Genomic DNA, 26,255 nt, shown 5'->3' on the forward strand with positions numbered 1-26,255 from the left:
TTGCGCGGCGCTTCGGTGCGACCGCTCAGACGGCCCCGCGCGTCCGGCGGCATGCCGGTGATCGCGCCCATGCCCGCTGCACGCCAGACAGGGCTGCCGTCCCAGCGCGGGGGCGCTGAGGAGAGCGTGGCAGCCGGAACCACCGTCGACCATCTCACCGAGACCTACCGCGCCCACTACCGTTCGCTGCTCGGCCTCGCGGCCCTGCTGCTGGACGACACGGCGTCCTGCGAGGACGTCGTGCAGGAGGCGTTCATCCGCGTCCACTCGGCACGCAACCGGGTGCGCGAGCCCGAGAAGACGCTCGCCTATCTGCGCCAGACCGTCGTCAACCTCTCCCGCTCCGCCCTGCGCCGGCGCATCCTCGGGCTGAAGCTGCTCTCCAAGCCCATGCCGGACATGGCGAGCGCGGAGGAGGGCGCGTACGACCAGCTGGAGCGGGACGCGCTGATCAAGGCCATGCGGGGGCTCCAGAGGCGCCAGCGCGAGGTGCTGGTGCTGCGCTACTTCGCGGACATGACCGAGGCACAGGTCGCCGAGACGCTGGGCATATCCCTGGGTTCGGTGAAGGCGTACGGTTCCCGCGGCATCGCGGCGCTGCGCGTAGTGATGGAGGCGCAGGCATGAGCCGGCGCGACGACCACGACCACGGACACGACCAGGGAAACGGAACTGTGAACCACGGGCCGGAGAACACCCCGCACATGGACCTGTTCGGCACGAGCGCGGACTCCCTCGACGGTGCGTCGGTGGACGAGGACGCGCTGCGCCGGATGATGCGGGGCGCCGTCCAGGGCCTCGAACCCAGCGAGGGCAGCCTCGACCAGCTGTACCGCGCGGTGCCCGCCCGGCGCGCCCGGCGCCGCCAGGCCCTCGTGGGCGCGGCCGCCGCGGCCCTGCTCATCGGCACCGCGGTCCCCGCCTTCGTCCATGTCGCCAACTCGGAGGGTTCGAGCACCGCCAGCCCCGCCATCGCCGGCCACGGCGAACAGGCGCAGGGCGGCAACGGCGACGAGCCCGGCGCCGATTCGGGCAACGGGAGCGGCGGCAGCGGCGGCGACGGGCAGCAGACCGCCGGCCAGGGGCTCCCGCAGACCAGCGCCAGCCCCTCCGACAGCAGCGGCACGGGCACGGAGGGCGACGCGACCGGCGCGTCCGCCGACCCGGCGATCAGCGCGGAGATCGCCATGCCCGCGTGCGACCCCGCCCAGCTCGGCGTCGAGTCGGCCACGACCGGCGCCGCCGGTGCGGACGGCACGGTGTACGGGACCTTCCGCATCGCCAACGTGTCCAGCACGGACTGCTCGGTGAGCAGCAGCGGCACGGTGGGCTTCGAGGCGATGGGCGCGGCCGACCCGGACAAGATCGTGGTCGTCCGGCACACCGAGGGTGACCCGGCGTCCGGACTGCCCGATCCCGCCACGGAGGAGGCCACGGTCCTGCTGAAGCCGGACATGGTCTACGAGGTGCAGTTCGCCTGGGTACCCAAGGACACCTGTCCGTCGACCGGCGGTTCCCCCTCCCCGACGCCGACGGACGGCACCACGGGCAGCACCACCGGGGCCGCGGCCGGTTCCAACACGGGCGGTACGGGCGACAGCGAGGCGGGTACGGAGCCGCAGCTCGGCACCTCGGACGGGGCGGCCCAGGGCAGCATCTCCGTCCAGCACACGCCGGAGCCGGGGGCGCCGGTCGCCGCGACGAAGATCTCCAACGCCTGCGCGGGCACCATCTACCGCACGGGCGTCCTCGAACCCACCTCGTAGGGCGGCGCGGCCTGCCGGGTCAGGTGCGCGCCGGGACGTGCTCGTCGGGGGCGTGCTTGTCGGGGGCGTCGGGGACCAGGCCCAGCGCCACGTCCCGGGCGGCCTCGGCCTCGCGGCGGATCAGCCGGAACCACATGAAGACCACGAACGCGGCGAAGACGAACCACTCGCCCGTGTAGCCGAGGTTCTGGAACGCCTTCAGGTCGAGCCCGCTGCCCTGCGGCGCGGCGGCGGGCACGGGGCGCAGGGCGGCGCCACCGGAGGCCTCGGCGCCTGCACCTGAGGCCGCCGCCGTGTCGCTCTTGCGGAGCGTCACCCAGGCGTCGTAGACGTCGTACGGCACGAGGTTGACCAGCGACGCGGCGCTGATCATGCCCACCTGGCCGGCGGGCAGCCCGCCCGCCGTGTCGGCCCCGGCGGTTCCCGCGTTCTCCGAGGCCTGGAGGTCGCCGGTCACCGTGACCCGGCCCGTCGGCGCGGCGGGCACGGGGGTGTGCCCGGCCTTCCCCGGCAGCCAGCCGCGCACCACCGGCAGGGCCTTGCCGCTGTCGGTGCGCAGCATGCCGAGGACGTAGAAGCCGGTCTTGTCGTCCAGCTCGCGGCCGGGCACCAGGAACTGGTCCGCGTACCTGCCGCTCGCGGTGGCCGGGCGGCCGGAGGTCACCGTGTCCACGGGCAGCAGCTCGTCGAGCGGCTCGGCCGCCAGCGTGCCCGGCGCGGGCTGCTTCTCGGCGGCCTCGTGCGACTGCACGCGGTCCTCGAAGCGGCCGAGCTGCCAGGTGCCCATGAACACGCAGAACGGGATGGCCAGTACGACGAAGAGGTTGATCCCCCACCAGCGCGGGGTCAGCAGGAACCGGTACACCCCTCCACGGTACGGTCCCCGCTCCGCCCGGCCGGAGCGGGGGCACCCGGAAAGCCGCCCTTTATCCGGGCCCTACGCCGGCGCGTCCGCTCCCAGATGGCGCCGGGCGAAGTCCAGCTCCAGCCGGACCTGCTTGATCCGCTCCTCCACGACGAGCGAGCCGTGACCCGCGTCGTACCGGTAGACCTCGTGCACGGCGTCGCGGGCCTTCAGCCGGTCCACGTAGTTCTCCACCTGTCGGATCGGGCAGCGGGGGTCGTTGACGCCGGCCGAGATGTAGACCGGCGCCCGCACGGCGTCCACGTAGGTCAGGGGCGACGAGGCCTCGAACCGCTCGGGCACCTCCTCCGGGGTCCCGCCCAGCAGGGTGCGGTCCATCGCCTTGAGGGCCTCCATCTCGTCGTGGTACGCCGTGACGTAGTCCGCGACGGGGACGGCGGCCAGGCCGAGGGCCCAGTCACCGGGCTGGGTGCCGAGGCCGAGCAGGGTGAGATAGCCGCCCCAGGAGCCGCCGGCGAGCACCAGCTTCTCCGGGTCCGCGAGGCCGGACTTCACGGCCCACTCCCGCACCGCCGCGATGTCCTCCAGCTCGATCAGCCCGACCCGGTGCTTGAGCGCGTCCGTCCAGGCCCGCCCGTAGCCGGTCGAGCCGCGGTAGTTGACCCTCACGACCGCGTAGCCGTGGTCCACCCAGGCGGCGGGTCCGGCCGCGAAGGCGTCGCTGTCGTGCCAGGTGGGGCCGCCGTGGATCTCGAAGACGGTCGGGAAGGGGCCGTCGGCCGGGGCGGCGGGGCGCTGGACGAGTGCGTGGACACGGCCGCCCGGCCCCTCCACCCACACGTCCTCGACCGGGACCGACACCGGGGCCTTCGCGCCCGGCGGGTCGAGCACCACCGCACCGGTCGTGGAGCGGACGACGGGCGGCTCGGCGGCCGACGACCAGAGGTACTCCACCGTGCCGTCCGGCCGGGCCGTGGCGCCCGAGACCGAACCTGCGGGTGTCTCCACCCGCACCAGGGCTCCGCCGGCCGCCGCCGGCTCGTACCGCCACAGCTCGCTGCGGGCCTCGAAGCCGTGCTCGACCAGCAGCGCGGAGCCGTCCGGATACCACTCGGCGCCCACGTCGCCCGGCAGGTCGATGGCGAGGTCGGTCTCGGTGCCCGCCACCGGGTCCCAGATCATCGGCTCCCACCGGCCGCGCCGCTGGTGCCCGACCAGCAGCCGGGAGTCCCCGGCCACCGGCGCGAAGCCGAGGACGGCGAGCCCCAGCTCCTTCGTGCCCCCCTCGGTGTCGTCCAGCTCCGCGACCGCGGTGCCGTCGGGCCGCACCACCCGGAGCGCGGAGTGCATCGCGTCGCCGTGCTCCGTGTGCTCCAGCGCGATCAGCGTCCCGTCGTGGGACAGGTCGCCGACCCCGGCCGACTCGCGGTGGCGGTAGATCTCCACGGGCGCCTCGCCGGGCCGCACGACATGGACCGTCGTGCCGTCCTCGTCCGTCGAACGGCCGATCACCGCCGTGCCGTCCCGGCCGATCGCGAGTCCGGCCGGATAGGAGGGTTCGAGCCCGGGGGCCGCGGGCTCGTCCGCCGGGTCCGCGCCGCCGTGGAACGGCTGGCGCATCCACACCCCGAACTCGTCGCCGTCGGTGTCGCTGAACCACCACACGGCCTCGCCGTCCGGCGTCAGCACCCCGTCCGTCGTCCCGTTCGGCCGGTCGGTGACCTGGCGCTGCTTCCCCGTCGCCCGGTCCCAGGCGTACAGCTCGTAGGTCCCCGTCGCGTTGGACACGAACAGCGAGCGGTCGGGGGCGTCCTCCGCCCAGTCGGGCAGCGACACCCGGGGAGCGCGGAACCGTCGCTCCCAATCCGGGACGGAATCGGCCGCAGGATCGGCCGGCGATCCGGGTGTTGAACCGGGCGTCGCACCAGTGGTCTCAGTCATGCCCCCATTCTGCGCCGGACGGCCGGCAAACCGTTCGCTTCGTCCGCAGCCTGTGGATAACCTCGCTGACATGCCTGCTCCGATACCCGCCGACTGGCGCGATGCCAACCGCGCGATGTGGGATGAACGTGTGCCCATTCACGCAGGCAGCGATTTCTACGACCTCGACTCCTTCCGCGCGGGCAAGGACCCGCTGCGGCCCTTCGAGCTGGCCGAGGTCGGTGACGTGAAGGGGCGGTCGCTGCTGCACCTCCAGTGCCACATCGGTCTCGACACCCTGTCCTGGGCCCGGCACGGCGCCGCCCAGGTCGTCGGCCTCGACTTCTCCGAGCCCGCCGTCGAGACCGCCCGGTCGCTCGCCCACGACCTGGGATTCGGCCCCGACCGGGCGGCCTTCGTCGCCGGGGACGTCTACGACGCGGCGCAGACGGTCCCGGACTCCTCGTACGACATCGTCTACACCGGCGTCGGCGCGCTGAACTGGCTGCCCGACATCGACCGCTGGGCCGAGACCGCGGCCTCGCTGGTCGCGCCCGGGGGCTTCCTCTACCTGGCGGAGTTCCACCCGCTCACCGACTGCCTCGACGACGCGACGGGTTCGCGGATCGTGCACGACTACTTCAGCCGCGACGCGTGGGTGGACGAGACGCCGGGCACGTACGCGGACTTCGACGCGCCGACCGTCCACAACCGCAGCGTCGAGTGGCAGCACCCGGTGGGCAGCGTGGTCTCCGCGCTGGCTGCGGCCGGTCTGCGGATCGAGTTCCTGCACGAGCACGACGCCTCGCTCTTCGCCCGCTTCCCGGTGCTGGAGCGCCGGGCGGACGGCTTCTTCCGCTTCCCGGCGGACCGGCCGCGCATCCCGCTGATGTACTCGCTCAAGGCGACCCGGCCGGAGTCCCGTTAGCCGGAGTCCGGTCAGGCGGTGTGCCGGGGCGTCGTCGCAGGCCGGGGCGGGTGCCGGGGCGATTGTCAGTGGCGGGGTCCAGACTCGGACCCATGACCACGCATGCCGATCCGAGAATCGCGGTCGAGCGCTACTGGACCGCGGCCGACCACCGCGACTGGGCCACCTTCGCGACGACCCTCGCCGACGAGGTGGTGTACGACCTGCCGCAGACCCGCGAGCGCATCCGCGGCAAGGAGCGGTATCTGACGTTCAACCGGGAGTATCCGGGGGACTGGCGGGTGCGCGTCGAGCGGGTCGTGGCCGATCCGGACGGGCGGCAGGCCGCCGTCCGGACGCTGTTCACGACCGGCGACCAGGAGCTGCCCGCGGTGCACTTCTTCACGTTCGACGCGCAGGGGCTGATCAGCGCGATAACCGACTTCTGGCCCGAGCCGTACGAGCCCCCGGCCGGCCGGGAGCACCTGGTCGAGCGGTACTGAGGACGGCCGGCGCGGCGACGCCCAGGAGCGGGGACTCCGGAGCGGCGCCGTGCAGGCGGCCTCGGTACGGGCGTGCTACGCGACCGAGCGGAAGGCGGGCAGATAGCCGCCCGACTGGCCCTCGGCCTTCGGGTGGTACGAGTTGTAGACGGGGATCGACACGCTGTGGAGCCACGGGTCGCCCGAGCACAGCTCGTGCCCGGTGAATTCGTCGACGACGCTGGAGAAGGTGAATCCGGCATCGGCCGCCTGCTTGGCGATGACGCCGTTCATCACGTCGGACGCGTTGTTGATCGCCGAGCGCTCGGCCTCCGAGAGACCGGCGATGCAGCTGCCGGAGATCTTGTAGAAGCGCGGGTAGCCCAGGACGACGACATGCGCCTGCGGGGCCTTGGAGTGGATGGAGGAGTAGAGCGAACTCAGACCGGAGGGAAGCGAGCTGTTCATCTTCCCGACGGCGGTGTCCACGGCGGCGAGGCAGGCCGACTCGCCGGAGAGCACGCAGTCCTGCATGACATCGGCGAAGCCGACGTCATTGCCGCCGGCGGTCACGCTCACCAGCGCGGTGGACGCGCTCAGCGCACTGAGCTGGGTGCTCGCCACGGAGCTCGTGGTGGCGCCCGAACAGGCGACGAAGGTGAACGAGGACGGGGAGTTCGCCGCCGCCCAGAGGTAGGGATAGGCGTTGGTGCTGCGGCGGCAGTCACCGCTGTCGGAGAGATAGCTCCCCGCGCCGACACCGGACGAGTACGAGTCGCCGAGGGCGACGTACCCGCCGGCGGCGGCCGAGGTTGCCGAGGCGGGCTGGGCCAGGCCCAGAGCAGCCGTGGCGGCGAGGATCAGAGTGGATGCGGACGCCCAGAATCTCCGTACTGACATAGCTGTCAGCCCTCCGAAGTGTGGGGGTGGGTGGGGGGTTGAGTGAGCGTCACCTGTTCTAGCAGCTTCCGGTACCAGTCGGTAATAGCCAGGCGGGAACCCGTCGGATTTGCCCGAATGATCGTTCGGGACTCGTAGCTCCGCGCGTAGATAAACCTTGAACTCCCCCTGAAACAAAGGTTTTTACGACGACCGGGTCATCACTTCACAGGAAGCGGAACGAAAGCCGAACGAGGGCCGTACGAGGGGGAAAGCATGCTTTTTGAGCCAATGGAGGGGGGTGGGGGAGAGGCCGGACCTCAGCGGACGTCGCTGCGTCCGACGATCGTGCCCGCCCGGTCGACGCAGATGACGTCGACGGCGACCGGCGCCCCCCGCAGGACCGACAGCGCCTCGTCCCGCGCCGCCACGGCCACCAGATCGCCGAGCGGCACACCCCGCGCGAGACAGGAGCGGAGCGCCGCGAGACCGGTGTTCGCGGCGGCGACCTCGGCGGCCAGCGCCTCGTCGGCGCCGCCCCGCCGGGCCAGCTCGGCGAGGAAGCCGGGATCGACCTGGGAGCGCCCGGAGTGCAGGTCGAGATGGCCGGCGGCGAGCTTGGACAGCTTGGCGAAACCGCCGCAGACGGTGAGCCGTTCGACCGGATGGCGGCGGATGTACTTGAGCACCGCGCCCGCGAAGTCGCCCATGTCCAGGAGCGCGATCTCCGGAAGACCGTACGCGGCGACGACGGTCTTCTCGGAGGTGGACCCCGTGCAGCCCGCCACATGGGTCCGGCCGGCGGCCAGGGCCACGTCCACGCCCCGGCGGATCGAGTCGATCCAGGCCGAGCAGGAGTACGGCACGACCACCCCGGTCGTCCCGAGGATCGAGAGGCCGCCGAGGATGCCCAGCCGGGGGTTCCAGGTGGAGCGGGCGATCTCCTCGCCGTCGTCCACCGAGAGCGTGATCTCCACGTCCCCCGCGCCCCCGTGCTCCGCCGCGACCCGGCCGATGTGCTCGCGCATCATGCGGCGCGGGACGGGGTTGACCGCGGGCTCGCCGACGTCGAGCGGCAGCCCCGGCAGGGTCACCGTCCCCACGCCGGGACCGGCCCGGAAGACCACGCCCGCGCCCGGCGGCAGCGTCCGCACGGTGGCCCGTACGAGAGCGCCGTGGGTGACGTCGGGGTCGTCGCCCGCGTCCTTGACGATCCCGGCCGTGGCCAGGTCCCCGGCCAGCTCCTCCACGGCGAGCGCGAAGGCGGGCGTGCGGTCCCCGGGCAGGGTGATCGTCACCGGGTCGGGGAAGTCGCCGGTCAGCAGGGCCGTGTACGCGGCGGTGGCGGCCGCGGTGGCACAGGCGCCGGTGGTCCAGCCCGGCCGCAGACCGGTGTGCTTGAGTTGGGCGCCGCGTCCGCCCGTCGCCTCACCCATGGAGGGCCGCCCCGATGCATGTGCTCGTACTCGGCGGGACGGCCGAGGCCCGCCGGCTGGCCGGGCTGCTGGTCGCGGAGCTGCCCGAGGGGGCCCGGGTGACGAGTTCGCTGGCCGGCCGGGTGGCCGGGCCCGCGCCGCTGCCCGGTGAGGTGCGCGTCGGCGGGTTCGGCGGAGCCGACGGCCTGGCCGCATGGCTGCGTACGCACCAGGTGGACGCGCTCATCGACGCCACCCATCCTTTCGCCGGGACGATCAGTTTCCACGCGGCCGCCGCTGCCGCTGCCGCCCATGTTCCCCTCCTCGCGCTGCGCCGCCCCGGCTGGGTGCCCGGCGAGGGCGACGACTGGCATCCGGCGGCCTCGCTGGAGGAGGCGGCGGCGATGCTTTCCGGCCTCGGCGGCCGGGTCTTCCTCACCACGGGCCGGACGGGGCTCGCCGCGTTCGCGGGGCTGGACGCGCTGTGGTTCCTGGTGCGGTCGGTGGAGCCACCGCAGCCGCCGTCCCCCGTAAGGATGGAGGTGCTCATCGACCGGGGCCCGTTCACCCTTGAGGGGGAGCGCGCGCTGATCCGCCGGCACCGCCTCGATGTCCTCGTCACGAAGGACAGCGGCGGGGCGGCCACCGCGCCCAAGCTCGCCGCGGCCCGCGAGGCGCGGATCCCGGTGGTCGTCGTGCGCCGCCCGCCGGTCCCGGACGGGGTGGCGGTGGCCGGGACACCGGAAGAGGCCGTCACCCTGCTGCGCGCCCGCCTCGGCCCCATGCGCTGATCACGGGCCCGGGGTGCGGTTCATTCCTCCTCGCTGGCCAGCGCGTTGACGGCGGACGCGGCCAGCGCGCTGCCGCCGCGCCGCCCGCGCACGATGAGGTGGGGCAGCCCGGACGGATGCGCGGCCAGCGCGTCCTTGGACTCGGCCGCGCCGACGAACCCGACCGGCACACCGATCACGGCGGCGGGTCGCGGGGCCCCCTCCTCGATCAGTTCGAGCAGCCGGAACAGCGCGGTGGGCGCGTTTCCCACGGCCACGACCGCTCCGTCCAGCCGGTCGCGCCACAGTTCCACGGCCGCCGCGCTGCGGGTCGTACCGAGTTCCGCCGCGAGTCCGGGCACCGCCGGATCGGACAGGGTGCACACCACCTCGTTGTCCGCGGGCAGCCGCCGCCGGGTGATACCGCTGGCTACCATCGCCACGTCGCACAGGACGGGCGCGCCGTCCCGCAGCGCCGCCCGGGCGCGGCTCACCACGTCCGGGGTGAAGGCGAGATCGTGTACGAGGTCGACCATGCCGCAGGCGTGGATCATCCGGACCGCCACCCGGCTGACATCGGCGGGCAGGCCCGACAGGTCCGCCTCGGCCCGGATGGTGGCGAAGGACTGGCGATAGATGGCCGGTCCGTCCTTCTCGTACTGGTGCACAGTGCTGTCGCTCTCGTCGTCTCTTCGTCGGGGACGGCCGCCACGGGTACGGGACGCGGGGCCTGGGCCGTGTCCGCAGTATCCCCGGACGCCCCGGCGGGTCAGTGGCGCGGGTACCCGGCGGTGCGGACCGTGATGAGGGCGATGCGGCGGGCGGACTCCTCCGGGGAGGCCCCGGGCTGGACGATATGGCTCACCGTCAGCCGGACGATGGTCTCCACGGCCAGGGAGCGCGACTCCGCGTCCACCTCCGGCCAGGCGTCGGCGGCATAGGCGTCGAGCATCGCGGTGGCGGTGTTGAAGACCGGCTCGGGCCGGGTGGTCAGATAGGCGAGGAGGTCGTCCTCGCCGCCGCGCGCGCTGGTCAGGACCGACTTGATCAGCGCGTTGTCGGTCGCCTGGCGCAGGGTGTAGCCGACACCGGCCGCCGCTGCCGCCTCCAGGTCGTCGCGGTGGGCGTCCAGCTCCTGCTGGATGCCGGTCAGGAAGCGCTCCGCCTCGCGTTCGATCAGGGCCTGCCCGATGACGTCCTTGGAACCGAACTCGTTGTAGAGGGTCTGCCGGCTGATGCCCGCGATCCGTGCGACCGCTGCCAGCCGCAGCCTGCCCCAGCCCTCGGCGGCGACGAGTTCGTAGGCCGCGTCCAGGACCTGGTCCCTGAGCAGCGATCGGACATTCTCGCGGAACCTCGTCATCGTGGCTTCACCCTATCCACGCACCTTCATCCTGTCCAAAGTGTTGACACTCTGATGGCCAACTGTCTAAATGCTCGACGTTTGGTCGATAACTGTCTCCGCGTCAGGAGTGTGCACATGGCAGCAACATCCGACGCCGCGCGGCCTGCGGTGACCTGGCACGACCCGAAGCGCTGTCTGTGGCTCATCGGACTGGTGGTGCCCCTGCTCCCGTTCGCCAGCTGGGGGCTCGTGGCGGGGACCGGGTCCGGTGCCTTCTGGTGGACCGGTTTCGTCCTGCTGTACGGGATCATTCCGGTCGTCGACCAGCTCTTCGGCAAGGACACCGGGAACCCGCCGGACGGCGCGCTGGCCTGGCTGGAGCAGGACCGCTACTACCGCTGGTGCATCTTCCTGTACCTGCCCGCGCAGTACGCCGGGCTCGTCCTCGGCTGCTGGCTGATCACCCGGGGCGACCTGTCCGTGGCCGACCGGCTGGGCCTGACGCTCACGCTCGGCGGTGTGGCCGGCATCGGGATCAACACCGCGCACGAGCTGGGCCACAAGAAGGAGTCCGTCGAGCGCTGGCTCTCCAGGATCGCCCTCGCGCAGACCTGGTACGGACACTTCTTCATCGAGCACAACCGCGGCCACCACGTCCGGGTGGCCACCCCGGAGGACCCGGCGAGCGCCCGCCTCGGCGAGAGCTTCTGGCGCTTCCTGCCCCGCACCGTCTCCGGCAGCCTGGCCTCGGCCTGGCGGCTGGAGAAGACCCGGCTGGCCCGGCTCGGCAAGGGCCCGTGGACGCCGCGCAACGACGTACTCAGCGCCTGGGCGATGTCGCTCGTCCTCTTCGCCGCCCTCACCGCCGCCTTCGGCCCCGGCATCCTGCCGTACCTCGTCTTCCAGGCCGTGTTCGGATTCTGTCTGCTCGAAGTCATCAACTACACCGAGCACTACGGGCTGTTGCGCGGGCGCACGGCGTCGGGGCGGTACGAGCGCTGCGCGCCCCGGCACAGCTGGAACAGCGACAACGTCACCACCAACGTCTTCCTCTACCACCTCCAGCGCCACAGCGACCACCACGCCAACCCCACCCGTCGCTACCAGGCGCTCCGGCATTTCGAGGAGGCCCCCGAACTGCCCGCCGGCTACGCGGGCATGATCGTGCTGGCGTACTTCCCGCCCCTGTGGCGCCGCGTCATGGACCACCGGGTGATCGCCCACTACGACGGCGACGTCACGCTGGCGAACATCCAGCCGTCCAAGCGCGAGGCCCTCCTCGCCCGCTACGGACGCGCCGTATGAGCGCCGCGGAGCCGGCCGCCGGGGCGGCGGCGCGCCGGTACGTCTGCCCGGTCTGCGCCTATGTCTACGACGAGCGGACCGGGGCGCCCCGCGAGGGCTTCCCGGCCGGCACCCCCTGGAGCGCGGTACCGGACGACTGGTGCTGCCCCGACTGCGGTGTACGCGAAAAGATCGACTTCGAGCCCGAGGAGCACGGATGAAGACGTGGCAGTGCCTGGTGTGCGGCTGGATCTACGAGGAGGAGAAGGGCTGGCCGGAGGAGGGGTTCGCACCCGGCACCCGCTGGGAGGACATCCCCGACGACTGGTCGTGCCCCGACTGCGGAGCGGCCAAGGCGGACTTCGAGATGGCCGAGATCACCCCGGCCTGAGCCGTCCGGTCTGCCTCCCGCGCCCCCCTGTGCACATCCGTCCCGGCCCGGCCCGCCCGTGCGTACGAGCGGCCGGGCAGGGCAAAACGGCTCGCGGCGTCGGTACCCCGGTGGCCTACGATTGCGAGGTCTGCAGATCTGCCCGTCACCGCGTGTGACGCGGCCGGGCGACCCAAGGTCGTTTCCCCCTGCACCCTCCCGACCCGGGTCCGCCGTGGCACGCCACCGGCGCCGTACGTACGAAATGGAGCATCCGAGGATGGCTCGACACCTGGTAACCAGCGCGCTTCCCTACATCAACGGGATCAAGCACCTGGGCAACATGATCGGGTCGATGCTTCCGGCGGATGTGTACTCCCGGTACCTCCGCCGGCGCGGTCACGACGTCCTCTACGTCTGCGCGACGGACGAGCACGGGACGCCGGCCGAGCTGGCGGCCAAGGCGGCCGGGCTGGAGGTCGCGGAGTTCTGCGCGCAGGCGCACGAGGCGCAGAAGGCCGTGTACGACGGTTTCCGGCTGGCCTTCGACTACTTCGGCCGCAGCTCCTCGCGGCAGAACGTCGAGATCACCCAGCACTTCGCGCGGAAGCTGTACGAGAACGGCTTCATCGAGGAGCGGGCGATCCGCCAGGTGTACTCGCCGGCCGACGGCCGCTTCCTGCCCGACCGGTATGTCGAGGGGACCTGCCCGCACTGCGGCTACGACAAGGCCCGCGGCGACCAGTGCGAGAACTGCACCCGGGTGCTGGACCCGACCGACCTGATCGACCCGCGCTCGGCGATCAGCGGCTCCACCGAGCTCGAAGTCCGTGAGACCAAGCACCTGTTCCTGCTCCAGTCCCGGCTCCAGCACGAGGTCGAGGAGTGGGTCGGGCGTCACGAGGAGCAGTGGCCGCAGCTGTCGTCCTCGATCGCCCGCAAGTGGCTGACCGAGGGCCTGCACGACCGGGCCATCACCCGTGACCTGGACTGGGGTGTGCCGGTGCCGGCCGACACCTGGCCGGAGCTGGCGGCCGAGGGCAAGGTCTTCTACGTCTGGTTCGACGCCCCGATCGAGTACATCGGCGCGACGAAGGAGTGGGCGGACGCCGCCCCGGACGGCGAGTCCCGCGACTGGAAGTCCTGGTGGTACGAGGCCGACGACACCGTCCGCTACACGCAGTTCATGGCGAAGGACAACGTCCCCTTCCACACGGTGATGTTCCCGGCCACCGAGCTCGGTGTCCGCGAGCCGTGGAAGAAGGTCGACGTCGTCAAGGGCTTCAACTGGCTGACGTACTACGGGGGCAAGTTCTCCACCTCGCAGCGGCGCGGCATCTTCACGGACGCCGCGCTGGAGCTGCTGCCCGCCGACTACTGGCGCTACTTCCTGATCGCCAACGCCCCCGAGTCGGACGACTCCTCGTTCACCTGGGAGCACTTCGCCGCCACGGTCAACAAGGACCTGGCCGACACCCTCGGCAACTTCGTCAACCGGGTCCTGTCCTTCTCCCGCAAGCGCTTCGGCGACGAGGTCCCGGCCGGCGCGGCGGCGGGCGAGGCCGAGACGAAGCTCGGCGCGGAGATCGCACGGCTGCTGGCCGAGTACGAGGAGCACATGGACGCCCTCCAGTACCGCAAGGCGGGTGCGGCGCTGCGGGCCCTGTGGTCGGCGGGCAACTCCTACCTGGAGGAGAAGGCCCCCTGGCTGGAGATCAAGACCGACCCCGAGGGTGCGGCCCTCACCCTGCGTACGGCGATGAACCTCATCCACCTCTACGCGATCGTGTCCGAGCCCTTCATCCCGGCCTCGGCCGCCGCCATGCGCGGTGCGTTCGCCCTGGACGGCGACACCGCGACCTGGGTGACCCCCGAGCAGGCCGCGTCCCTGGACGCGGTCCCGGCCGGCACGGCCTTCACCGTGCCACCGGTCCTCTTCGCGAAGATCACGGAAGAGGACCTGGAGTCCTACCGCGAACGCTTCGGCGGCACCGGAGCCGACGCCTGACAGCAGGGCGCGGCACAGCGGGACGGTGGTACGGGAGCAGGCCCCGGGCGCGACGCCCGGGGCCTGCTCCTTTGGTGCCCGCCGACACGCCTGGTGCCCGCCGACACGCCCTAGACCGCCTGCCGCTTCCGTGAGGCATAGGAGCGGGACTTGTTGCGGTTGCCGCACACCTTCATCGAACACCAGCGGCGGCTGCGGTTCTTCGACACGTCCCAGAACGCCCAGGCACAGGTGTGCTCCGCGCAGCGCTTGAGCCGGGCGGCGTCCCCGGTGGTGACCAGCTCGTTCCAGGCGACGGCCAGCGCGGCCAGGTACGCGCGCTCCGGGGGCAGTCCGGGCGCGGGCGTCAGCGTGCCGCGCGCCGTGACCAGCAGCGGGTGCCCGGCCAGCACCCGGTCGGCCGCGGCGAGCAGCTCCGGGTCGGGGGTGTCGCCGACATGGGCGCCCAACTCCTCGCGGAGTCCCGCGCGCAGGGCCAGATAGTCCGCGTGGACCCCGGCGGTGATCCCACCGGGGGCGCCGGGCAGACCGCGCTTCCCCATCCAGGCGGACAGCCCGGCCGGGGTGGCGATCTCGTCGCTCGCCTCCTCCACGTCGACCGTGTTGACGAACGCCTCCACCAGGACGGCGGAGGCCGGCGGCTCCAGCATGCGCGGCACCTCCCCTTCACCGCGATTCTACCGCCTAACCGTTTTACCGGTTGCGTGGCGGTGCGGGGGTGCGGCAGAGTGATCTCACCGCCTAAGGCATTAGGTGGTGAGACGCCGAGCCAGTCAGGGGATGGTCATGGCCACAGCGGTGCCCGAACGGGCGGAACCCGGTACGGACCCGGGCACGGCGAAGGCGGAGGGCGGCCCGCGACGGGACCCCGGGCGGCGCAACACCGCGGTCCTGGTCGGCTTCACCGCCGCGACCAACCTCGCCGACGGCGTGATGAAGATGGCCCTCCCGCTGCTCGCCGCCCGGCTCACCGGCTCGCCCGCGCTGGTCACGGCCGTCTCGCTGACGCTCACGCTGCCCTGGCTGCTCGTCGCCCTGCACATCGGTGTGCTCGTCGACCGCTTCGACCGGCGCGGGCTGCTCTGGGTGGCGAACGGGATGCGGCTGGCCGCGATGGGCTGGCTCACCTCCTCCGCACTGGCCGGCGGGATCGCGCTCGGTGAGCTGTTCACCGCCGGGGCGGTCCTCGGCGTCGCCGACGTGCTGGCCTCGACCTCGGCCTCCGCCCTGGTCCCGGCCGCGGTGCCGCCGGCGGGACGGGAGCGCGCCAACGCCTGGATGGTGGGGGCCGAGACGGTGGGGCAGGAGTTCGCCGGGCCGTTCGTCGGCGGGCTGCTGCTGGCCACGGGCACGAGCCTGGCGCTCGGTCTGATCGGCGCCTCCTACGCGGTCGCCGCCCTCGCGCTGCTCCTGCTGGTGGGCCGCTTCCGGCCGGCGGGCGCCGCACCGGGCGCCGCACCGGGCGCCGCACCGGTCTCGGTCAACAGCCGCATCGCCGAAGGCGTGAGCTTCCTCTGGCACGACCGGCTGCTGCGCACACTGTCGGTGATCGTCGCCGTCCTCTCCGCCGTCTGGGGCGCCTGGCTGGCGCTCATGCCGCTCTACGCCCAGCGGACCATGGAGCTCGGCTCGCGGGAGTACGGCATCCTGCTCAGCGCCCTCGGGGTCGGCGGGCTGGCCGGCGCGCTGACCGTGACCTGGGTCAACCGGGTGCTCGGCGCGCGGCGGGCGATGTTCGCCGACCTGGTCGGCACGACCGCGATGGTGGCGCTGCCCGCCGTGACCACCAGCCTCTGGGCGGTGGCCGCCGGCGCCTTCCTCGGCGGCATGGGCGGCACGCTCTGGTCGGTCAACGCCCGCACGCTGACCCAGCGCAGGGTGCCGGACGCCATGCTCGGCCGCTACGGCGCCGCGGCCCGCCTCTTCAACTTCGGCGCCCTGCCGCTGGGGGCGGCGTTGGCGGGGCTGATCGCCGAACTGGGCGGTATGCAGCTGGCGTTCGGGGTCTTCGCGGTGGTGACGGCGGCCACTCCCGTGCTGTTCTTCAGGAACGTCCCGCGAACGTCCCTGGAAGCAGGCGGTGAGTGAACGCTCCCCGTGCGGCAAAAGCCCTTGACGACCGGAATATGATCACGTCGATCGGCCAGGGGGGCGGATCTTTCTAGGGCCTCTGGGGGCGACGCCGTGGGTGTCATCGTGGGTGCAGTTGTTGCGGTATGTGTCATCGCGGCAGGATGGTGGGTCGTCCGGACCTACAACCGGCTCGTCCGGCTGCGGAATCAGACGCAGGCCTCGTGGGCGCAGATCGATGTGCAGTTGAAGCGGCGCCATGAGCTGATTCCGAATCTCGTCGAGGGGGCGCGCGGCTACGCCGCTCATGAGCGCTCCACCTTCGAGGCGGTCACCGCCGCACGCGGGGCGGCCGTGAGCGGCGAGCTGGGTGTCACGGAGCGGGCGGCCGCCGAGGAGGCGCTGACCGCCACGCTGGGGAAGCTGTTCGCGCTCGCGGAGAACTACCCGGACCTCAAGGCGGACCAGCACTTCAGCACGGTGCAGGCCGAGCTGAGGACGGCGGAGGACAAGATCGCGTACGCGCGGCAGTTCTACAACAGCGCCGTGCAGAGCTATCACACCGCTCTGGAGAGCTTCCCGGGCAACGTCGTGGCGGGCCTGGGCGGCGCGCACGCGCGGCGGGAGTACTTCGAGGCGGCCGGCGCGGCGCAGGAGCCGGTCCAGGTGAGATTCGCGTGACGCACACCGAACAGCTCTACTGGGGCGGCGCCGCCCTGATCGTGCTCTGGCTCGTCGTCTTCGTGCTCGCGCTGGCCGCCACCCGCAACGGTGTGGTCACCCCGGCGCCCGCGACCCAGGAACTCGGGGACGACCCCGAACCGCCGGGCGTCGTCGCGCTTCTCGGCAACCAGTGGCGGGGCGTGGAGCACGCCGCCGCGGCCACCCTGCTGGACCTCGCGGCCCGCGGCCTCGTCGAGCTGCGGCAGCCGGGCGACGACCCGATCCGCACCACGGTGCACATCACCGAGGCCGGCCGGGCGGCGCGGGAGCTGAAGCCGTATGAGCGGCGGGTGCTGGACCGCGTCATCGCCCGCGCGGTGAACGGCGGGACCCCCATCGGGGCCATCGCCTTCCGCGAGGACAAGCGGGCCGCCGCCTGGAACACGGCGCTGCGCCGGGAGATCATCGCGGAGGCCCGGCTGCGCGGCCTGTCCCGCTTCCGGTTCGGCCCACTGCTCGGCAGCGCTCTGCTGTTCAGCGCCTTCGTGCCGGGCTCGCTGTTCACCGTGGCCGCGGTCATGGGCGGGCACAACATCCGCGCCGCGCTCTTCGTCGGGGTGGCCCCGGGGGCCGCGCTGGCCTACCTGCTCGGCAAGGCGATGCGCGAGCGGGCGACCCCGAAGGGCCTCGAACGCGCCGGGCACTGGGCCGGACTGCGCGCCTGGCTGACCGCCCACGAGGACTTCGCCCAGCTGCCGCCCGCGGCCGTCACGGTCTGGGACCGCTATCTCGCGTACGGGACCGCCCTCGGCGTCACCGTCCTGAGCGGCCGGCTCCTCGGCTTCGACGCCGGCGACCGCCGGCGCGTCTGGTCCCTGTACGGAGGAACCTGGCGCGCGGTCCGGATCCGCTACCCGCGCCTGCGCCCCGGCTTCGGCGGCACGACGCCCCAACTGCTGTGGTGGGCGGCCGCAGCCGGTGCCGTGGCGGCGGGGCTCTGCGCCTTCGCGGTCCTGCGCCAGCCCGACTGGTCGGTGGCGGTCGACGCCGGGAGCGACGGCTCGCTGCGCCGCCCGGGGCTGATCCTGAGCGCCGGCTGGGTGCTCAGCGCGCTGCTCGGCCTGGTGGTGGCCGGCAAGTTCAGCCGCTGGACGCTGCTGGTGGCGTTCCTGGCGATGATGCCGGGCAACTTCGCCGACGGCAGCCACGGCTTCTTCCACGACGCGGCGGCCCACGAGGGCCCGCTGCCCGGCGAGTTGGCGGCGGTCGCGCTCTTCGGCGCGCTGGCCGTGTACTACCTGGTGCTCGCCTGCCTGGAGCGGCGCGAACCCGCCGCGGTCACCGGCGAGGTGCTGCGGATGGAGTCCCGCCGGGGCAGGCAGACAGCCCGCTTCCTGGCCCTGGACGAGGGCGGGACGGACCGGACGACGGCCTGGGCCCTCCCGGCGGCCTCCCGCGACATCGCGACCGGCGCGCAGGTACGGCTGAAGGTCTCACCCGCCACCCGCACGATCCGCTCGGCGGAACTGGTGCGCGCCGCCCTCCCGGAGGGCGACCGCCCGAGGGCGGTTCCCCGGAACGCCTCTTGAGTGACGGCCGCCCCGCTGCTTCAGGGGGCGGCCCGCCGAGGGCGGACGGGGACCCGGCCCGGTCAGCCCTCCGTGGGTGAAAGGGCGTACAGGCGGGGGAGGTTCACCACGATCGCCTCCTGGGTCGACCGGGCGATGACGACCACGGCCTCCTCGGTGGGGTCCGGGTTCTCCTCGCGGTGCGGCACGAACGGCGGCACGAAGATGTAGTCGCCGGGCGAGGTGCGCAGCCGTACCTCCTGCGGCTCGTCGCCCGAGTCGTCCAGGAAGACGAACTCCGGGTGTCCGCTGACCACATGGATGGCGGTCTCCGACGCCCCGTGGTGGTGGTCGGAGGAGGCGGTGGAGGGCGCCACATGGGTCTGGCCCATCCACAGCTTCTCGGAGCCGGTGGTCTTCCCGCTGATGGCCGCGAACCGGCGCATCCCCCCGGTCTGCGCCGTGTCCCCGTCCAGCGCGTCCGCGCGGATGTGGTGCAGGCGGGTGTGCAGGGGTGCGGTCGGGCCGTCCTGCGGGGTGGTGTGCAGGTGCGGGTGGAAACCCTCGCCGGCAGTGGTCAGGGGTTCACTCATGGCCAGGACGCTAGAGCGGCGCCAGAAAGGATGTCAAGAGGTGTCCTTTACGTTTCATCTGCGGCAATGCTGCTGACATGTGGGAACGGAAGCTCGCGGAGGCCGGGTCCCGGCGCGGGCGTTCGGGCATGATGAGCGCATGTATATCTCCGCGAAAGCGGACTACGCCACGCGGGCCCTCCTGGAGCTCGCCCATGAACCTGGCCGTCCGCTCACCTGCGAAGTCATCGCCTCCTCCCAGGGGATTCCGTTCCGGTTCCTGAAGTCCGTGGTGGGCGAGTTGCGCAGAGCCGGACTCGTCCGCAGCCAGCGCGGCTGCGAGGGCGGCTACTGGCTCGGCAGGCCGGCCGACGAGGTCACCCTCCTGGACGTGGTGCGCGCCGTCGACGGCGACGTGCTCACCCTGCGCGGCGCGCCGCTCGACGCCCTCGGCTACCCCGGCCCCGCCGCGCCCCTGCCCGGGGTCTGGCGGCAGATCGAGACGGGCGCGGCCGCGGTCCTGGGGGGCCTGACACTGGCCGCGCTGCTGCCTGCGGGCGCGCGTGAACAGCCCTCCGAGGTCGGCGCCGCGTGACCGGCGCGCCGCACCGGCCGGCCGGCCCGGCCCCGCTCGAAGTGGTCGAGTACACCGATCCGTTGTGCCCCTGGGCCTGGGGCTCCGAGCCGTCCTTCCGCAGGCTCCGCGCGGCACTGTCGGGGCGCGCCCGCTGGCGGCGGGTGTACGCGATCCTCTTCGACCACGACGACGACCCGCCGCCCGACCCGGCGGCCGAGACCGCGTGGTACGCCCGCCACCTGGCGGACATCGGCACCCACACGCTCGCCCCGCGGGCCCGCTCGCTGCACCGGGTGGCGGCCGGTTCGTGGCCCGCCTCGCTGACCGCCAAGGCCGCCGAGCTCCAGGGCCCGGAGGTCGCCGAGCGGGTGCTGCGCCGCCTGCGCGAGAGCGTCTTCGTCCTCGGGGAGCCGGCGGACACCGCCGAACTGGCCCTGCGGTGCGCCCTGGGCGTGCCCGGTCTCGACCCCGACCGGCTGGCCCGGGACGCCGCCTCCCGCGACGTGCGGGAACGGGTCGCCGCCGACCGCGCTGAGGCGCGCCGGCCGGTCCCCGAGGTGCTCTCCGTACGCGAGGAGTCGCCGCATCCCGGTGCGGCCAAGGAGACCCCCGGCGGCGAACTCCGTTATGCGCTGCCGACCTTGCTGTTCCGCACCTCGGCCGGATACCGGGTGGTGCCGGGCTGGCGGCCGTTCGAGGCGTACGCGGCCGCCGTCGACGAGCTGTGCCCGGGGCTGCTGGACGAGCCCGCGCCGCTCGATCCGGCCGGGGCGCTGGAGCGCTACCGGAGCCTGACCGAGCCCGAGCGGCTGGTGCTCGCCGACGGCGCCTGGCCGCCGCCGGACGCGGTGCGCGTGGACACCGGCCAGGGTCCGCTGTGGCTGCACCCCGACGAGGCCCAACTCCACCCCGCCGTACGGCCGGACGGCCCCGCAACGCCCTGAGCTGCGGCCGAGCGCCGTTCCAGCGAATGAGACACCAAAAGGTGTCCATTGACATCCGGTGCCGACTGCCGCCAGGATGTGCCGCATGCTCACGACGCACCCCGGCGTGATGTGCCGCTACGTGGACCTGCGGCGCACCTCCAGCGCCCTCTGTCGCTGACCGACCGCCACCACGGTCCACCGGCGTTTCCCGGCCGGCGGCAGCGCCGCCGCCGCTGACCGCCCGCCGCTCGCTCCGCGTCCCTTGCCGCGCGTCTTTCCCGAGCCCTGTCGCGCGCCCTCAACGGCCCTCGCCGATCCCGTTCGCCGCCCCGTCGACGCCGACGGTCCCGAACGCTCCCTGCCCCCGGGCACACCGAGGCTCCCGTCGTCCTGCCCCGGTGCCCGCGCACGGCTCCGGACCGGACACCGGCCGCCCCGGTCCGTGCCGCCCTGCGTCCTGCCCCGGGCCGGGATCCCTCACAGAGAGAACACCGACATGTCCGCACGACTGACGCACTTCGACCCGGGTTCCCGTCCACGGCCCGCCGCCCTGCGCACGACCGCGCTGGGAGCCGTCCTCGCCGCCCTCGCGGTCCCCGCCCTCAGCGCCTGCGGGGGCGACGCCGCCTCCGCCACCGGCAGCGCCACGCTGAAGTGGGCCACCTCCTCCTTCCCGGCGCACTGGGACCCCGTGGTCTCGGGCAGCGGTGCGCAGTTCCGTCAACTGGCCCTGGTGTACGCCTCCTTGACCCGTACCGACGAGAACGGCAAGGCGGTCCCCGACCTCGCCGAGAGCTGGGAGTACAACGACAAGGGCGATCGCATCACCTTCAAGCTGCGCGCCGGGCAGAAGTTCAGCGACGGCGAGCCGGTCGACGCCGCCGCCGTGAAGGCCGCCATCGAACGCGCCCAGAAGCAGAAGAACTCCGCGCTCTTCGGCGACCTGACGTCGATCGGAAAGGTCGAGGCGAAGGGCCTCGAAGCGACCCTGAACCTCACTCAGGTCGACTACCAGATACCTCAGTTGCTCGGTCAGCGGGTGCTCCAGATCGCCAGTCCCAAGGCGGCGAAGGACCCCGCGAAGCTCGACCAGAACCCGGTCGGGGCCGGGCCGTTCGTCGTCAAGCAGCTGATCCCGGGCACCAAGGCGGTCCTGACCAAGAACCCCGACTACTGGGACGCGGCCCACATCCACATCGACGACGTCGACGTGGTCTCCGCCCCCGACGCCTCCACGGTCGTCTCGGGTCTGCGCACCGGCGTCTACAACTTCGCCGACATCGACCCCAGCCAGGCGGACGCCGCGAAGAAGGCCGGCCTCGACGTCTTCGTCCAGCCCGGCTTCAACGCCGCCAACCTCAGCCTCAACATCAACAAGGCGCCCTTCGACGACGACAAGGTGGTCGACGCCGTCCGATACGCGGTCAACCGCAAGGAGTTCGTCGACAAGCTGACCTTCGGCTACGGCGAGCCGACCGACCAGCCGTTCCCGAAGGGGTACGTGGCCTACGACCCCAAGTCCGAGAACGCCTACCCCTATGACCCGGCGAAGGCGAAGAAGCTGCTGGCCGAGGCGGGCCACAAGCCGGGCGACATCAAGCTGAACCTCGTCATCCCGTCGGACGACCCCCAGGCGGAGATCGTCCAGTCGCAGCTGGCCGCCGTCGGCATCACCGTGACGATCAAGATCGACAAGAACTGGGCCACCCCGTTCTTCGCCAAGGACCTCACCTTCTCGCTGTACGGGACCACCGGCCGCGACTCCGCCGCCCAGACCCTCACCGCGCACTTCGGCCCCAACGGCCCGCTCAACCTCTCCACCCCCTACGAGCCGGACGGCTTCGAGGAGGCGGTGGCCAAGGTCCGCCAGACCCCGCTGGAGGCGCCCGACTACGCCGAGACCCTCCAGGCCGCGACCCGGGCGGGGCTGCGGAGCAAGGCCCTGGTGTTCACGTACGTCTCGCCGAACCTCTTCGCCAAGACCAAGTCCGTGTCCGGCCTTCCGAAGAACCCCGGGCACATCGACTGGACCGGAGTGACCATCTCCGCCACCGGCTGACCCGTCACCGTCACCGCCGGCTTCACCACCACCCACCACCCATCGCCCCTCGCACAGAGAGGAGGTAGCGCCATGACGACGACCGAGCCTCCGGTCACCACGTCCGTCCGCCGACGCGGGGTCGCCGCGGCCAGGGCCAGGCACGCGGCGGGCCGTGTCCTGGCCGTCCTCGCCCGGTCGGCGGCCATCTTCGTCCCGGTCTTCCTGGTCGCGACCTTCGTGACCTTCGCCCTGCGCTCGCTGAGCGGGCTCAGCCCCGCGCGCATCCAGCTGGGGGAGCAGGCAACCCCCGAGGCCATCGCGCGGATCGAGGCCCAGTGGGGGCTCGACAAGCCCTTCATCGCCCAGTACTGGGACTGGATCACCGGGGTCCTGCACGGTGAGCTCGGCAGCAGCTGGGTCAACGGGGCCGACATCTCCACCCTCATCGGCCTCGGCCTGGGAGTGAGCCTCTCGGTCGCCACGTTCGCCCTGGTCATCGGTGTGCTGGCCGGCTTCTCCCTCGGTACGGTCGCGGCGCTGAGGCGGACCACCGCGATCGACCGGGCCATCACCGGCTTCGTCACCGTGATCTCGGTGATGCCCGCGTTCGTCGTCGGCATCGTGCTGGTCGCGGTCCTCGCCGTCGGGTTCGGGCTGTTCCCCTCCGCCGGATACATCCCGGCGGAGCAGGGCTTCGGCCCCTGGCTCGCCCACATCACCCTGCCGGCGCTGGCGCTCAGCTTCGACGTCATCGCCGATGTGGCACGCCAACTGCGCTCCAGCCTCATCGGCGCGTATCAGGAGAACTACGTGACCGGCGCGGTCGTACGAGGACTGAGCCCGCGCCGGATCTTCTTCGGGCACGTCCTGCGCAACGCCCTGGGGCCGACGCTCGCCACCCTCGGGCAGAAGTTCCCCGCCCTGGTCGGCGCGTCCGTCGTCACCGAGTGGATCTTCGGCCTCCAGGGGTTCGGCCGGTTCGCCAACGACTCGGCCCAGGCCGGCGACGTACCCGCCGTGCAGGGCGTCCTGGTGGTGTCGATCGCGCTGGTCGTCTCCTTCAACCTCGTCATCAACCTGGTGCTGGCCCGTGTGATGCCGGCCTCCCAGCGGGGGGTGTGACCATGCCGCGCCGTGTTCTCGCGCTCACGTCCGGACGGATCGCCGTCGTCATCCTCGCCGTGATCGCGCTCCTCGCGCTCCTCGGACCCTGGCTCGCGCCCCAGGACCCCCTGGCCACCAGCGACAACGCGCTGGCGACCTACTCCGGCAGCCACTGGCTGGGTACGGACTACCTGGGCCGCGACGTCCTCAGCCGACTGCTCGACGGCTCCCGCGTCAGTGTGCTCGGCTCGCTGGAGGTCGCCCTGGTGGCCCTCGTCGTCGGCGCGGTCCCCGGCATCCTCTCGGTCTACCTGGGCCGGGCCTTCGAGTGGTTCACCCTGCGCATCGCCGACACCCTGGTCGCCCTGCCGTTCCTGCTCTTCGCCATCGCGGTGATCGCCCTGCTCGGCAACGGCATCACCCAGGCCATGCTCGTCACCGGCGCCCTGGTCTCCCCGCTCTTCTACCGGGTCTCCCGCGCCGCCACCCTGGCCGTCGCCCGCTCCCCGTACGTGGAGGCGGCGATCGTCTCCGGCGCCTCCATCGGCTGGATCGTCCGCCGCCATGTGTGGACCAAGGTGCTCCCGCCGATCGCGGTCGCGCTCGCCCAGACCATCGGCGTGGGCTTCGTGATCGTCTCCAGCCTGACGTTCCTCGGCATCGGCGTCCAGCCGCCCGAGGCCACCTGGGGCGGCCTCCTCGCCTCCGACCTGGGCTACCTCAGCCAGCGGCCCTGGGCCCCGGTGACGCCCGCTCTGCTGATCATGGTCACCGTCTGGGCCTGCAACCTCCTCGCCGACGCGATCCGCGACGTCTCGGGAGAGGCCGGCCGGGCGCTGGCGAACGACCGCAAGGCCCGCGCCAACCGCCGCCAGGCGGCCGGACCCCACCCCGCCGGAGGTTCCCGATGAGCCCGCTGTCCCCCGACATCCTCGACTCCCGCCCGGCCGGCGCCACCGAAGAGGCCCCCGGCACACCCGATGCCACCGAGGGCCCGTCGGCCGGTCCCGTGCTGGCGCTCGACGACGTACGGATCACCGACCGGGTCACCGACCGGGAGATCGTCCACGGCGTCACCTTCGCCCTCACCCCCGGCAAGGCGGTCGGCATCGTCGGCGAGTCCGGCAGCGGCAAGACCCTCACCTGCCGGGCCGCGCTCGGTATCCTGCCCCCGCACTTCGAGATCTCCCGGGGCCGGATCGACCTCGCGGGCCGCGACATCGCGGCCCTGACGCCACGGCAGTGGACGGACCTGCGGGGCGCCACCATCGGCGCGGTCTTCCAGGACCCGGCCTCCTACCTCAACCCGGCCGTCAAGGTGGGCGCCCAGATCGCCGAGGTCATCCGGGTCAAGCAGGGGCTGAACCGCCGCGCCGCGCGCCGCCGCGCCGTCGAACTGCTCGGGGCCGTACGGCTGCGCGAGCCGGAACTCGTCTACGGCCAGTACACCTACGAACTCTCCGGGGGCATGCTCCAGCGCGTCCTGATCGCGGCCGCCATCGCGGTCGAACCCAAGGCCCTCATCGCCGACGAGGCCACCACCGCCCTCGACGTCACCGTCCAGGCCGAGGTCCTCGACCTCTTCGCCGAACTGCGCGAACGGACCGGGCTGGCGCTCGTCGTCGTCTCGCACGACCTCGCCGTCGTCGCCCACCTCTGCGACGAGGTCCTGGTGATGCGGCAGGGCGAGGTGGTGGAGCAGGGACCGACCCGCGCGGTGCTCCAGGACCCGCAGCACGCGTACACCCGGCTGCTCATCGCCGAGCACGACCAGTACGGCCTGGACAAATTCCTCGCACCGCGGGAGGTCTCGGCATGACCACCACGGCACCGGAGACGGAGGGGGCCGGACGCGAGGCGCAGCCGGGCGCGGTCCTGGAGGTGGACGGCCTCGACGTGCACTACGGCAGGGGGCGCAAGCGGCGCAGGGCCCTGCACGGGGTCACCCTGGGCATCGCGCCCGGCGAGGCCGTCGGCGTCATCGGCGAGACGGGCTCCGGGAAGTCCACCCTGGCCCGCGCGGTCCTCGGCCTGGCGCCCGCGTCGGCCGGATCGATCCGGATCGCCGGGGAGGACGTGAGCGCGTACGGGCCCCGCCGGTGGCGGGAGCTGAGGCGGCGCGGTGTGGTCCAGTACGTCTTCCAGGACCCCCTGCGCAGCCTCGACCCGGACCTCACCGTCGAGGACTCCCTCGTCGAACCCCTGCTCATCCAGGGGGTCCGGCACAAGGAAGCGGCCCTGCGGGCCCGCTCCTTCCTCGACCGGGTCCGCCTCACCGCCGATCTGCTGGAGCGGCTGCCGGGCGAACTCTCCGGCGGACAGCGCCAGCGGGTCGCGGTCGCCCGCGCCCTGGTCACCGAGCCTCGGCTCGTCATCCTCGACGAACCGGTCAGCGCCCTCGACTCCGCCAACCGCGTGCAGATCCTGGAGATCCTCAAGGAGCTGCGCACCGCCGGGGTCGCGCTCGTCTTCATCTCGCACGACCTCGGCTCCGTCGCCGGGACCGCCGACCGGATCGCCGTCCTCTACCGGGGCGAGCTGGTCGAGACCGGATCGGCCCGCGAGCTCGTCAACCACCCGGTCCACCCCTACACCCGCCTGCTGCTCGGCTCCGCCCCCACGCTGCGGGGGCAGCCCGCAGGCCGGGCCGAACGGGAAGCACTACGGGCCCTGTTGAGCAGCTGAGCACGTCCCGTCTCCCACGTACTCCGAGAGGAACAGCC

Annotated in this window: 27 protein-coding genes; 19 read left to right on the forward strand and 8 right to left on the reverse strand. The window is 72.6% G+C overall.

Annotated elements, in window-relative coordinates:
* The first annotated feature begins 51 nt into the window (after positions 1-51).
* A complete protein-coding gene (locus tag RLT58_RS19325; RefSeq protein WP_311314570.1) occupies positions 52-627 on the forward strand; it encodes a SigE family RNA polymerase sigma factor in 576 nt (191 codons plus the stop codon).
* Positions 624-1,766 carry a hypothetical protein gene (locus RLT58_RS19330; protein ID WP_311311627.1) on the forward strand — a complete coding sequence of 381 codons (1,143 nt, stop codon included), beginning with the start codon at positions 624-626 and terminating at the stop codon, positions 1,764-1,766. Before RLT58_RS19325 ends, RLT58_RS19330 begins: the two co-directional genes overlap by 4 nt.
* A gap of 19 nt (positions 1,767-1,785) precedes the next feature.
* Here RLT58_RS19330 and RLT58_RS19335 read toward each other — a convergent pair whose 3' ends face one another.
* Together RLT58_RS19335 and RLT58_RS19340 are read right to left on the reverse strand one after the other, a co-directional pair.
* Complete coding sequence (locus tag RLT58_RS19335) at positions 1,786-2,631, reverse strand: SURF1 family protein (RefSeq protein WP_311311628.1); 846 nt, start codon at positions 2,629-2,631, stop codon at positions 1,786-1,788.
* 72 nt (positions 2,632-2,703) lie between these two features.
* Positions 2,704-4,572: a S9 family peptidase gene (locus tag RLT58_RS19340; RefSeq protein ID WP_311311629.1), complete on the reverse strand. Its 1,869-nt coding sequence runs from the start codon at positions 4,570-4,572 to the stop codon at positions 2,704-2,706.
* Between the two features lie 70 nt (positions 4,573-4,642).
* On the opposite strand from RLT58_RS19340, the gene RLT58_RS19345 reads away from it, so the two are divergent.
* Positions 4,643-5,479, forward strand: coding sequence for a class I SAM-dependent methyltransferase (locus RLT58_RS19345; RefSeq protein ID WP_311311630.1), 837 nt, complete (start codon positions 4,643-4,645; stop codon positions 5,477-5,479).
* A gap of 92 nt (positions 5,480-5,571) precedes the next feature.
* The gene (locus RLT58_RS19350; RefSeq protein ID WP_311311631.1) at positions 5,572-5,961 is read left to right on the forward strand and encodes a nuclear transport factor 2 family protein; all 390 of its coding nucleotides are present in this window, start codon (positions 5,572-5,574) and stop codon (positions 5,959-5,961) included.
* Between the two features lie 75 nt (positions 5,962-6,036).
* Here RLT58_RS19350 and RLT58_RS19355 read toward each other — a convergent pair whose 3' ends face one another.
* Together RLT58_RS19355 and RLT58_RS19360 are read right to left on the reverse strand one after the other, a co-directional pair.
* Positions 6,037-6,840, reverse strand: a complete 804-nt coding sequence (locus RLT58_RS19355; RefSeq protein ID WP_311311632.1) for an SGNH/GDSL hydrolase family protein — start codon at positions 6,838-6,840, stop codon at positions 6,037-6,039.
* Positions 6,841-7,139: 299 nt separating this feature from the next.
* A complete protein-coding gene (locus RLT58_RS19360) occupies positions 7,140-8,255 on the reverse strand; it encodes a cobalt-precorrin-5B (C(1))-methyltransferase (protein WP_311311633.1) in 1,116 nt (371 codons plus the stop codon).
* Positions 8,256-8,269: 14 nt separating this feature from the next.
* Between RLT58_RS19360 and RLT58_RS19365 the strand changes: the two genes are divergently transcribed.
* Positions 8,270-9,025 (forward strand): cobalt-precorrin-6A reductase, encoded by a 756-nt coding sequence (locus RLT58_RS19365; RefSeq protein ID WP_311311634.1) that lies wholly within the window; start codon positions 8,270-8,272, stop codon positions 9,023-9,025.
* 20 nt (positions 9,026-9,045) lie between these two features.
* Here RLT58_RS19365 and RLT58_RS19370 read toward each other — a convergent pair whose 3' ends face one another.
* Both RLT58_RS19370 and RLT58_RS19375 read right to left on the reverse strand, forming a co-directional pair.
* Positions 9,046-9,672 (reverse strand): precorrin-8X methylmutase, encoded by a 627-nt coding sequence (locus RLT58_RS19370; RefSeq protein ID WP_311311635.1) that lies wholly within the window; start codon positions 9,670-9,672, stop codon positions 9,046-9,048.
* A 101-nt stretch (positions 9,673-9,773) separates the two neighbouring features.
* Positions 9,774-10,367 carry a TetR/AcrR family transcriptional regulator gene (locus RLT58_RS19375; protein ID WP_311311636.1) on the reverse strand — a complete coding sequence of 198 codons (594 nt, stop codon included), beginning with the start codon at positions 10,365-10,367 and terminating at the stop codon, positions 9,774-9,776.
* Positions 10,368-10,484: 117 nt separating this feature from the next.
* Here RLT58_RS19375 and RLT58_RS19380 point away from each other — a divergent pair, with 117 nt between their 5' ends.
* The 4 genes from RLT58_RS19380 to metG all read left to right on the forward strand — a co-directional run bounded on the left by RLT58_RS19380 (position 10,485) and on the right by metG (position 14,011).
* Positions 10,485-11,654, forward strand: coding sequence for an alkane 1-monooxygenase (locus tag RLT58_RS19380; RefSeq protein WP_311311637.1), 1,170 nt, complete (start codon positions 10,485-10,487; stop codon positions 11,652-11,654).
* Entirely contained in the window at positions 11,651-11,854 is a 204-nt protein-coding gene (locus RLT58_RS19385; protein WP_311311638.1) for a rubredoxin, read from the forward strand. Before RLT58_RS19380 ends, RLT58_RS19385 begins: the two co-directional genes overlap by 4 nt.
* Entirely contained in the window at positions 11,851-12,024 is a 174-nt protein-coding gene (locus tag RLT58_RS19390) for a rubredoxin (protein ID WP_311311639.1), read from the forward strand. Before RLT58_RS19385 ends, RLT58_RS19390 begins: the two co-directional genes overlap by 4 nt.
* Before the next feature lie 259 nt (positions 12,025-12,283).
* On the forward strand, positions 12,284-14,011 hold the full coding sequence (gene metG, locus RLT58_RS19395) for a methionine--tRNA ligase (protein WP_311311640.1): 1,728 nt from the start codon (positions 12,284-12,286) through the stop codon (positions 14,009-14,011).
* A 110-nt stretch (positions 14,012-14,121) separates the two neighbouring features.
* On the opposite strand, the gene RLT58_RS19400 is transcribed toward metG, so the two are convergent.
* Positions 14,122-14,661, reverse strand: coding sequence for a CGNR zinc finger domain-containing protein (locus RLT58_RS19400; protein WP_311311641.1), 540 nt, complete (start codon positions 14,659-14,661; stop codon positions 14,122-14,124).
* Between the two features lie 136 nt (positions 14,662-14,797).
* On the opposite strand from RLT58_RS19400, the gene RLT58_RS19405 reads away from it, so the two are divergent.
* The 3 genes from RLT58_RS19405 to RLT58_RS19415 all read left to right on the forward strand — a co-directional run bounded on the left by RLT58_RS19405 (position 14,798) and on the right by RLT58_RS19415 (position 18,333).
* Positions 14,798-16,099, forward strand: a complete 1,302-nt coding sequence (locus RLT58_RS19405) for an MFS transporter (protein WP_399131652.1) — start codon at positions 14,798-14,800, stop codon at positions 16,097-16,099.
* Between the two features lie 108 nt (positions 16,100-16,207).
* Positions 16,208-16,762 carry a LemA family protein gene (locus RLT58_RS19410; RefSeq protein WP_311311643.1) on the forward strand — a complete coding sequence of 185 codons (555 nt, stop codon included), beginning with the start codon at positions 16,208-16,210 and terminating at the stop codon, positions 16,760-16,762.
* Complete coding sequence (locus RLT58_RS19415) at positions 16,759-18,333, forward strand: DUF2207 family protein (protein WP_311311644.1); 1,575 nt, start codon at positions 16,759-16,761, stop codon at positions 18,331-18,333. Before RLT58_RS19410 ends, RLT58_RS19415 begins: the two co-directional genes overlap by 4 nt.
* A 62-nt stretch (positions 18,334-18,395) precedes the next feature.
* Here the strand turns inward: RLT58_RS19415 and RLT58_RS19420 are convergent, their stop codons facing one another.
* The gene (locus tag RLT58_RS19420) at positions 18,396-18,905 is read right to left on the reverse strand and encodes a cupin domain-containing protein (protein WP_311311645.1); all 510 of its coding nucleotides are present in this window, start codon (positions 18,903-18,905) and stop codon (positions 18,396-18,398) included.
* Between the two features lie 139 nt (positions 18,906-19,044).
* Between RLT58_RS19420 and RLT58_RS19425 the strand changes: the two genes are divergently transcribed.
* From RLT58_RS19425 to RLT58_RS19455, 7 genes are all read left to right on the forward strand, one after another.
* Positions 19,045-19,479 (forward strand): RrF2 family transcriptional regulator, encoded by a 435-nt coding sequence (locus RLT58_RS19425; RefSeq protein ID WP_311311646.1) that lies wholly within the window; start codon positions 19,045-19,047, stop codon positions 19,477-19,479.
* Positions 19,476-20,405 carry a DsbA family oxidoreductase gene (locus RLT58_RS19430; RefSeq protein ID WP_311311647.1) on the forward strand — a complete coding sequence of 310 codons (930 nt, stop codon included), beginning with the start codon at positions 19,476-19,478 and terminating at the stop codon, positions 20,403-20,405. The genes RLT58_RS19425 and RLT58_RS19430 overlap by 4 nt, the downstream gene beginning before the upstream one ends.
* Positions 20,406-20,883: 478 nt before the next feature.
* Positions 20,884-22,446: an ABC transporter substrate-binding protein gene (locus RLT58_RS19435; RefSeq protein WP_311311648.1), complete on the forward strand. Its 1,563-nt coding sequence runs from the start codon at positions 20,884-20,886 to the stop codon at positions 22,444-22,446.
* 72 nt (positions 22,447-22,518) lie between these two features.
* On the forward strand, positions 22,519-23,550 hold the full coding sequence (locus RLT58_RS19440) for an ABC transporter permease (RefSeq protein ID WP_311311649.1): 1,032 nt from the start codon (positions 22,519-22,521) through the stop codon (positions 23,548-23,550).
* A gap of 2 nt (positions 23,551-23,552) precedes the next feature.
* A complete protein-coding gene (locus RLT58_RS19445) occupies positions 23,553-24,443 on the forward strand; it encodes an ABC transporter permease (RefSeq protein WP_311311650.1) in 891 nt (296 codons plus the stop codon).
* The gene (locus RLT58_RS19450) at positions 24,440-25,351 is read left to right on the forward strand and encodes an ABC transporter ATP-binding protein (protein WP_311311651.1); all 912 of its coding nucleotides are present in this window, start codon (positions 24,440-24,442) and stop codon (positions 25,349-25,351) included. The genes RLT58_RS19445 and RLT58_RS19450 overlap by 4 nt, the downstream gene beginning before the upstream one ends.
* The gene (locus tag RLT58_RS19455; protein WP_311311652.1) at positions 25,348-26,217 is read left to right on the forward strand and encodes an ABC transporter ATP-binding protein; all 870 of its coding nucleotides are present in this window, start codon (positions 25,348-25,350) and stop codon (positions 26,215-26,217) included. The genes RLT58_RS19450 and RLT58_RS19455 overlap by 4 nt, the downstream gene beginning before the upstream one ends.
* Positions 26,218-26,255 lie beyond the last annotated feature (38 nt).

Source organism: Streptomyces sp. ITFR-16 (genome assembly GCF_031844705.1).
Lineage (GTDB): Bacteria > Actinomycetota > Actinomycetes > Streptomycetales > Streptomycetaceae > Streptomyces.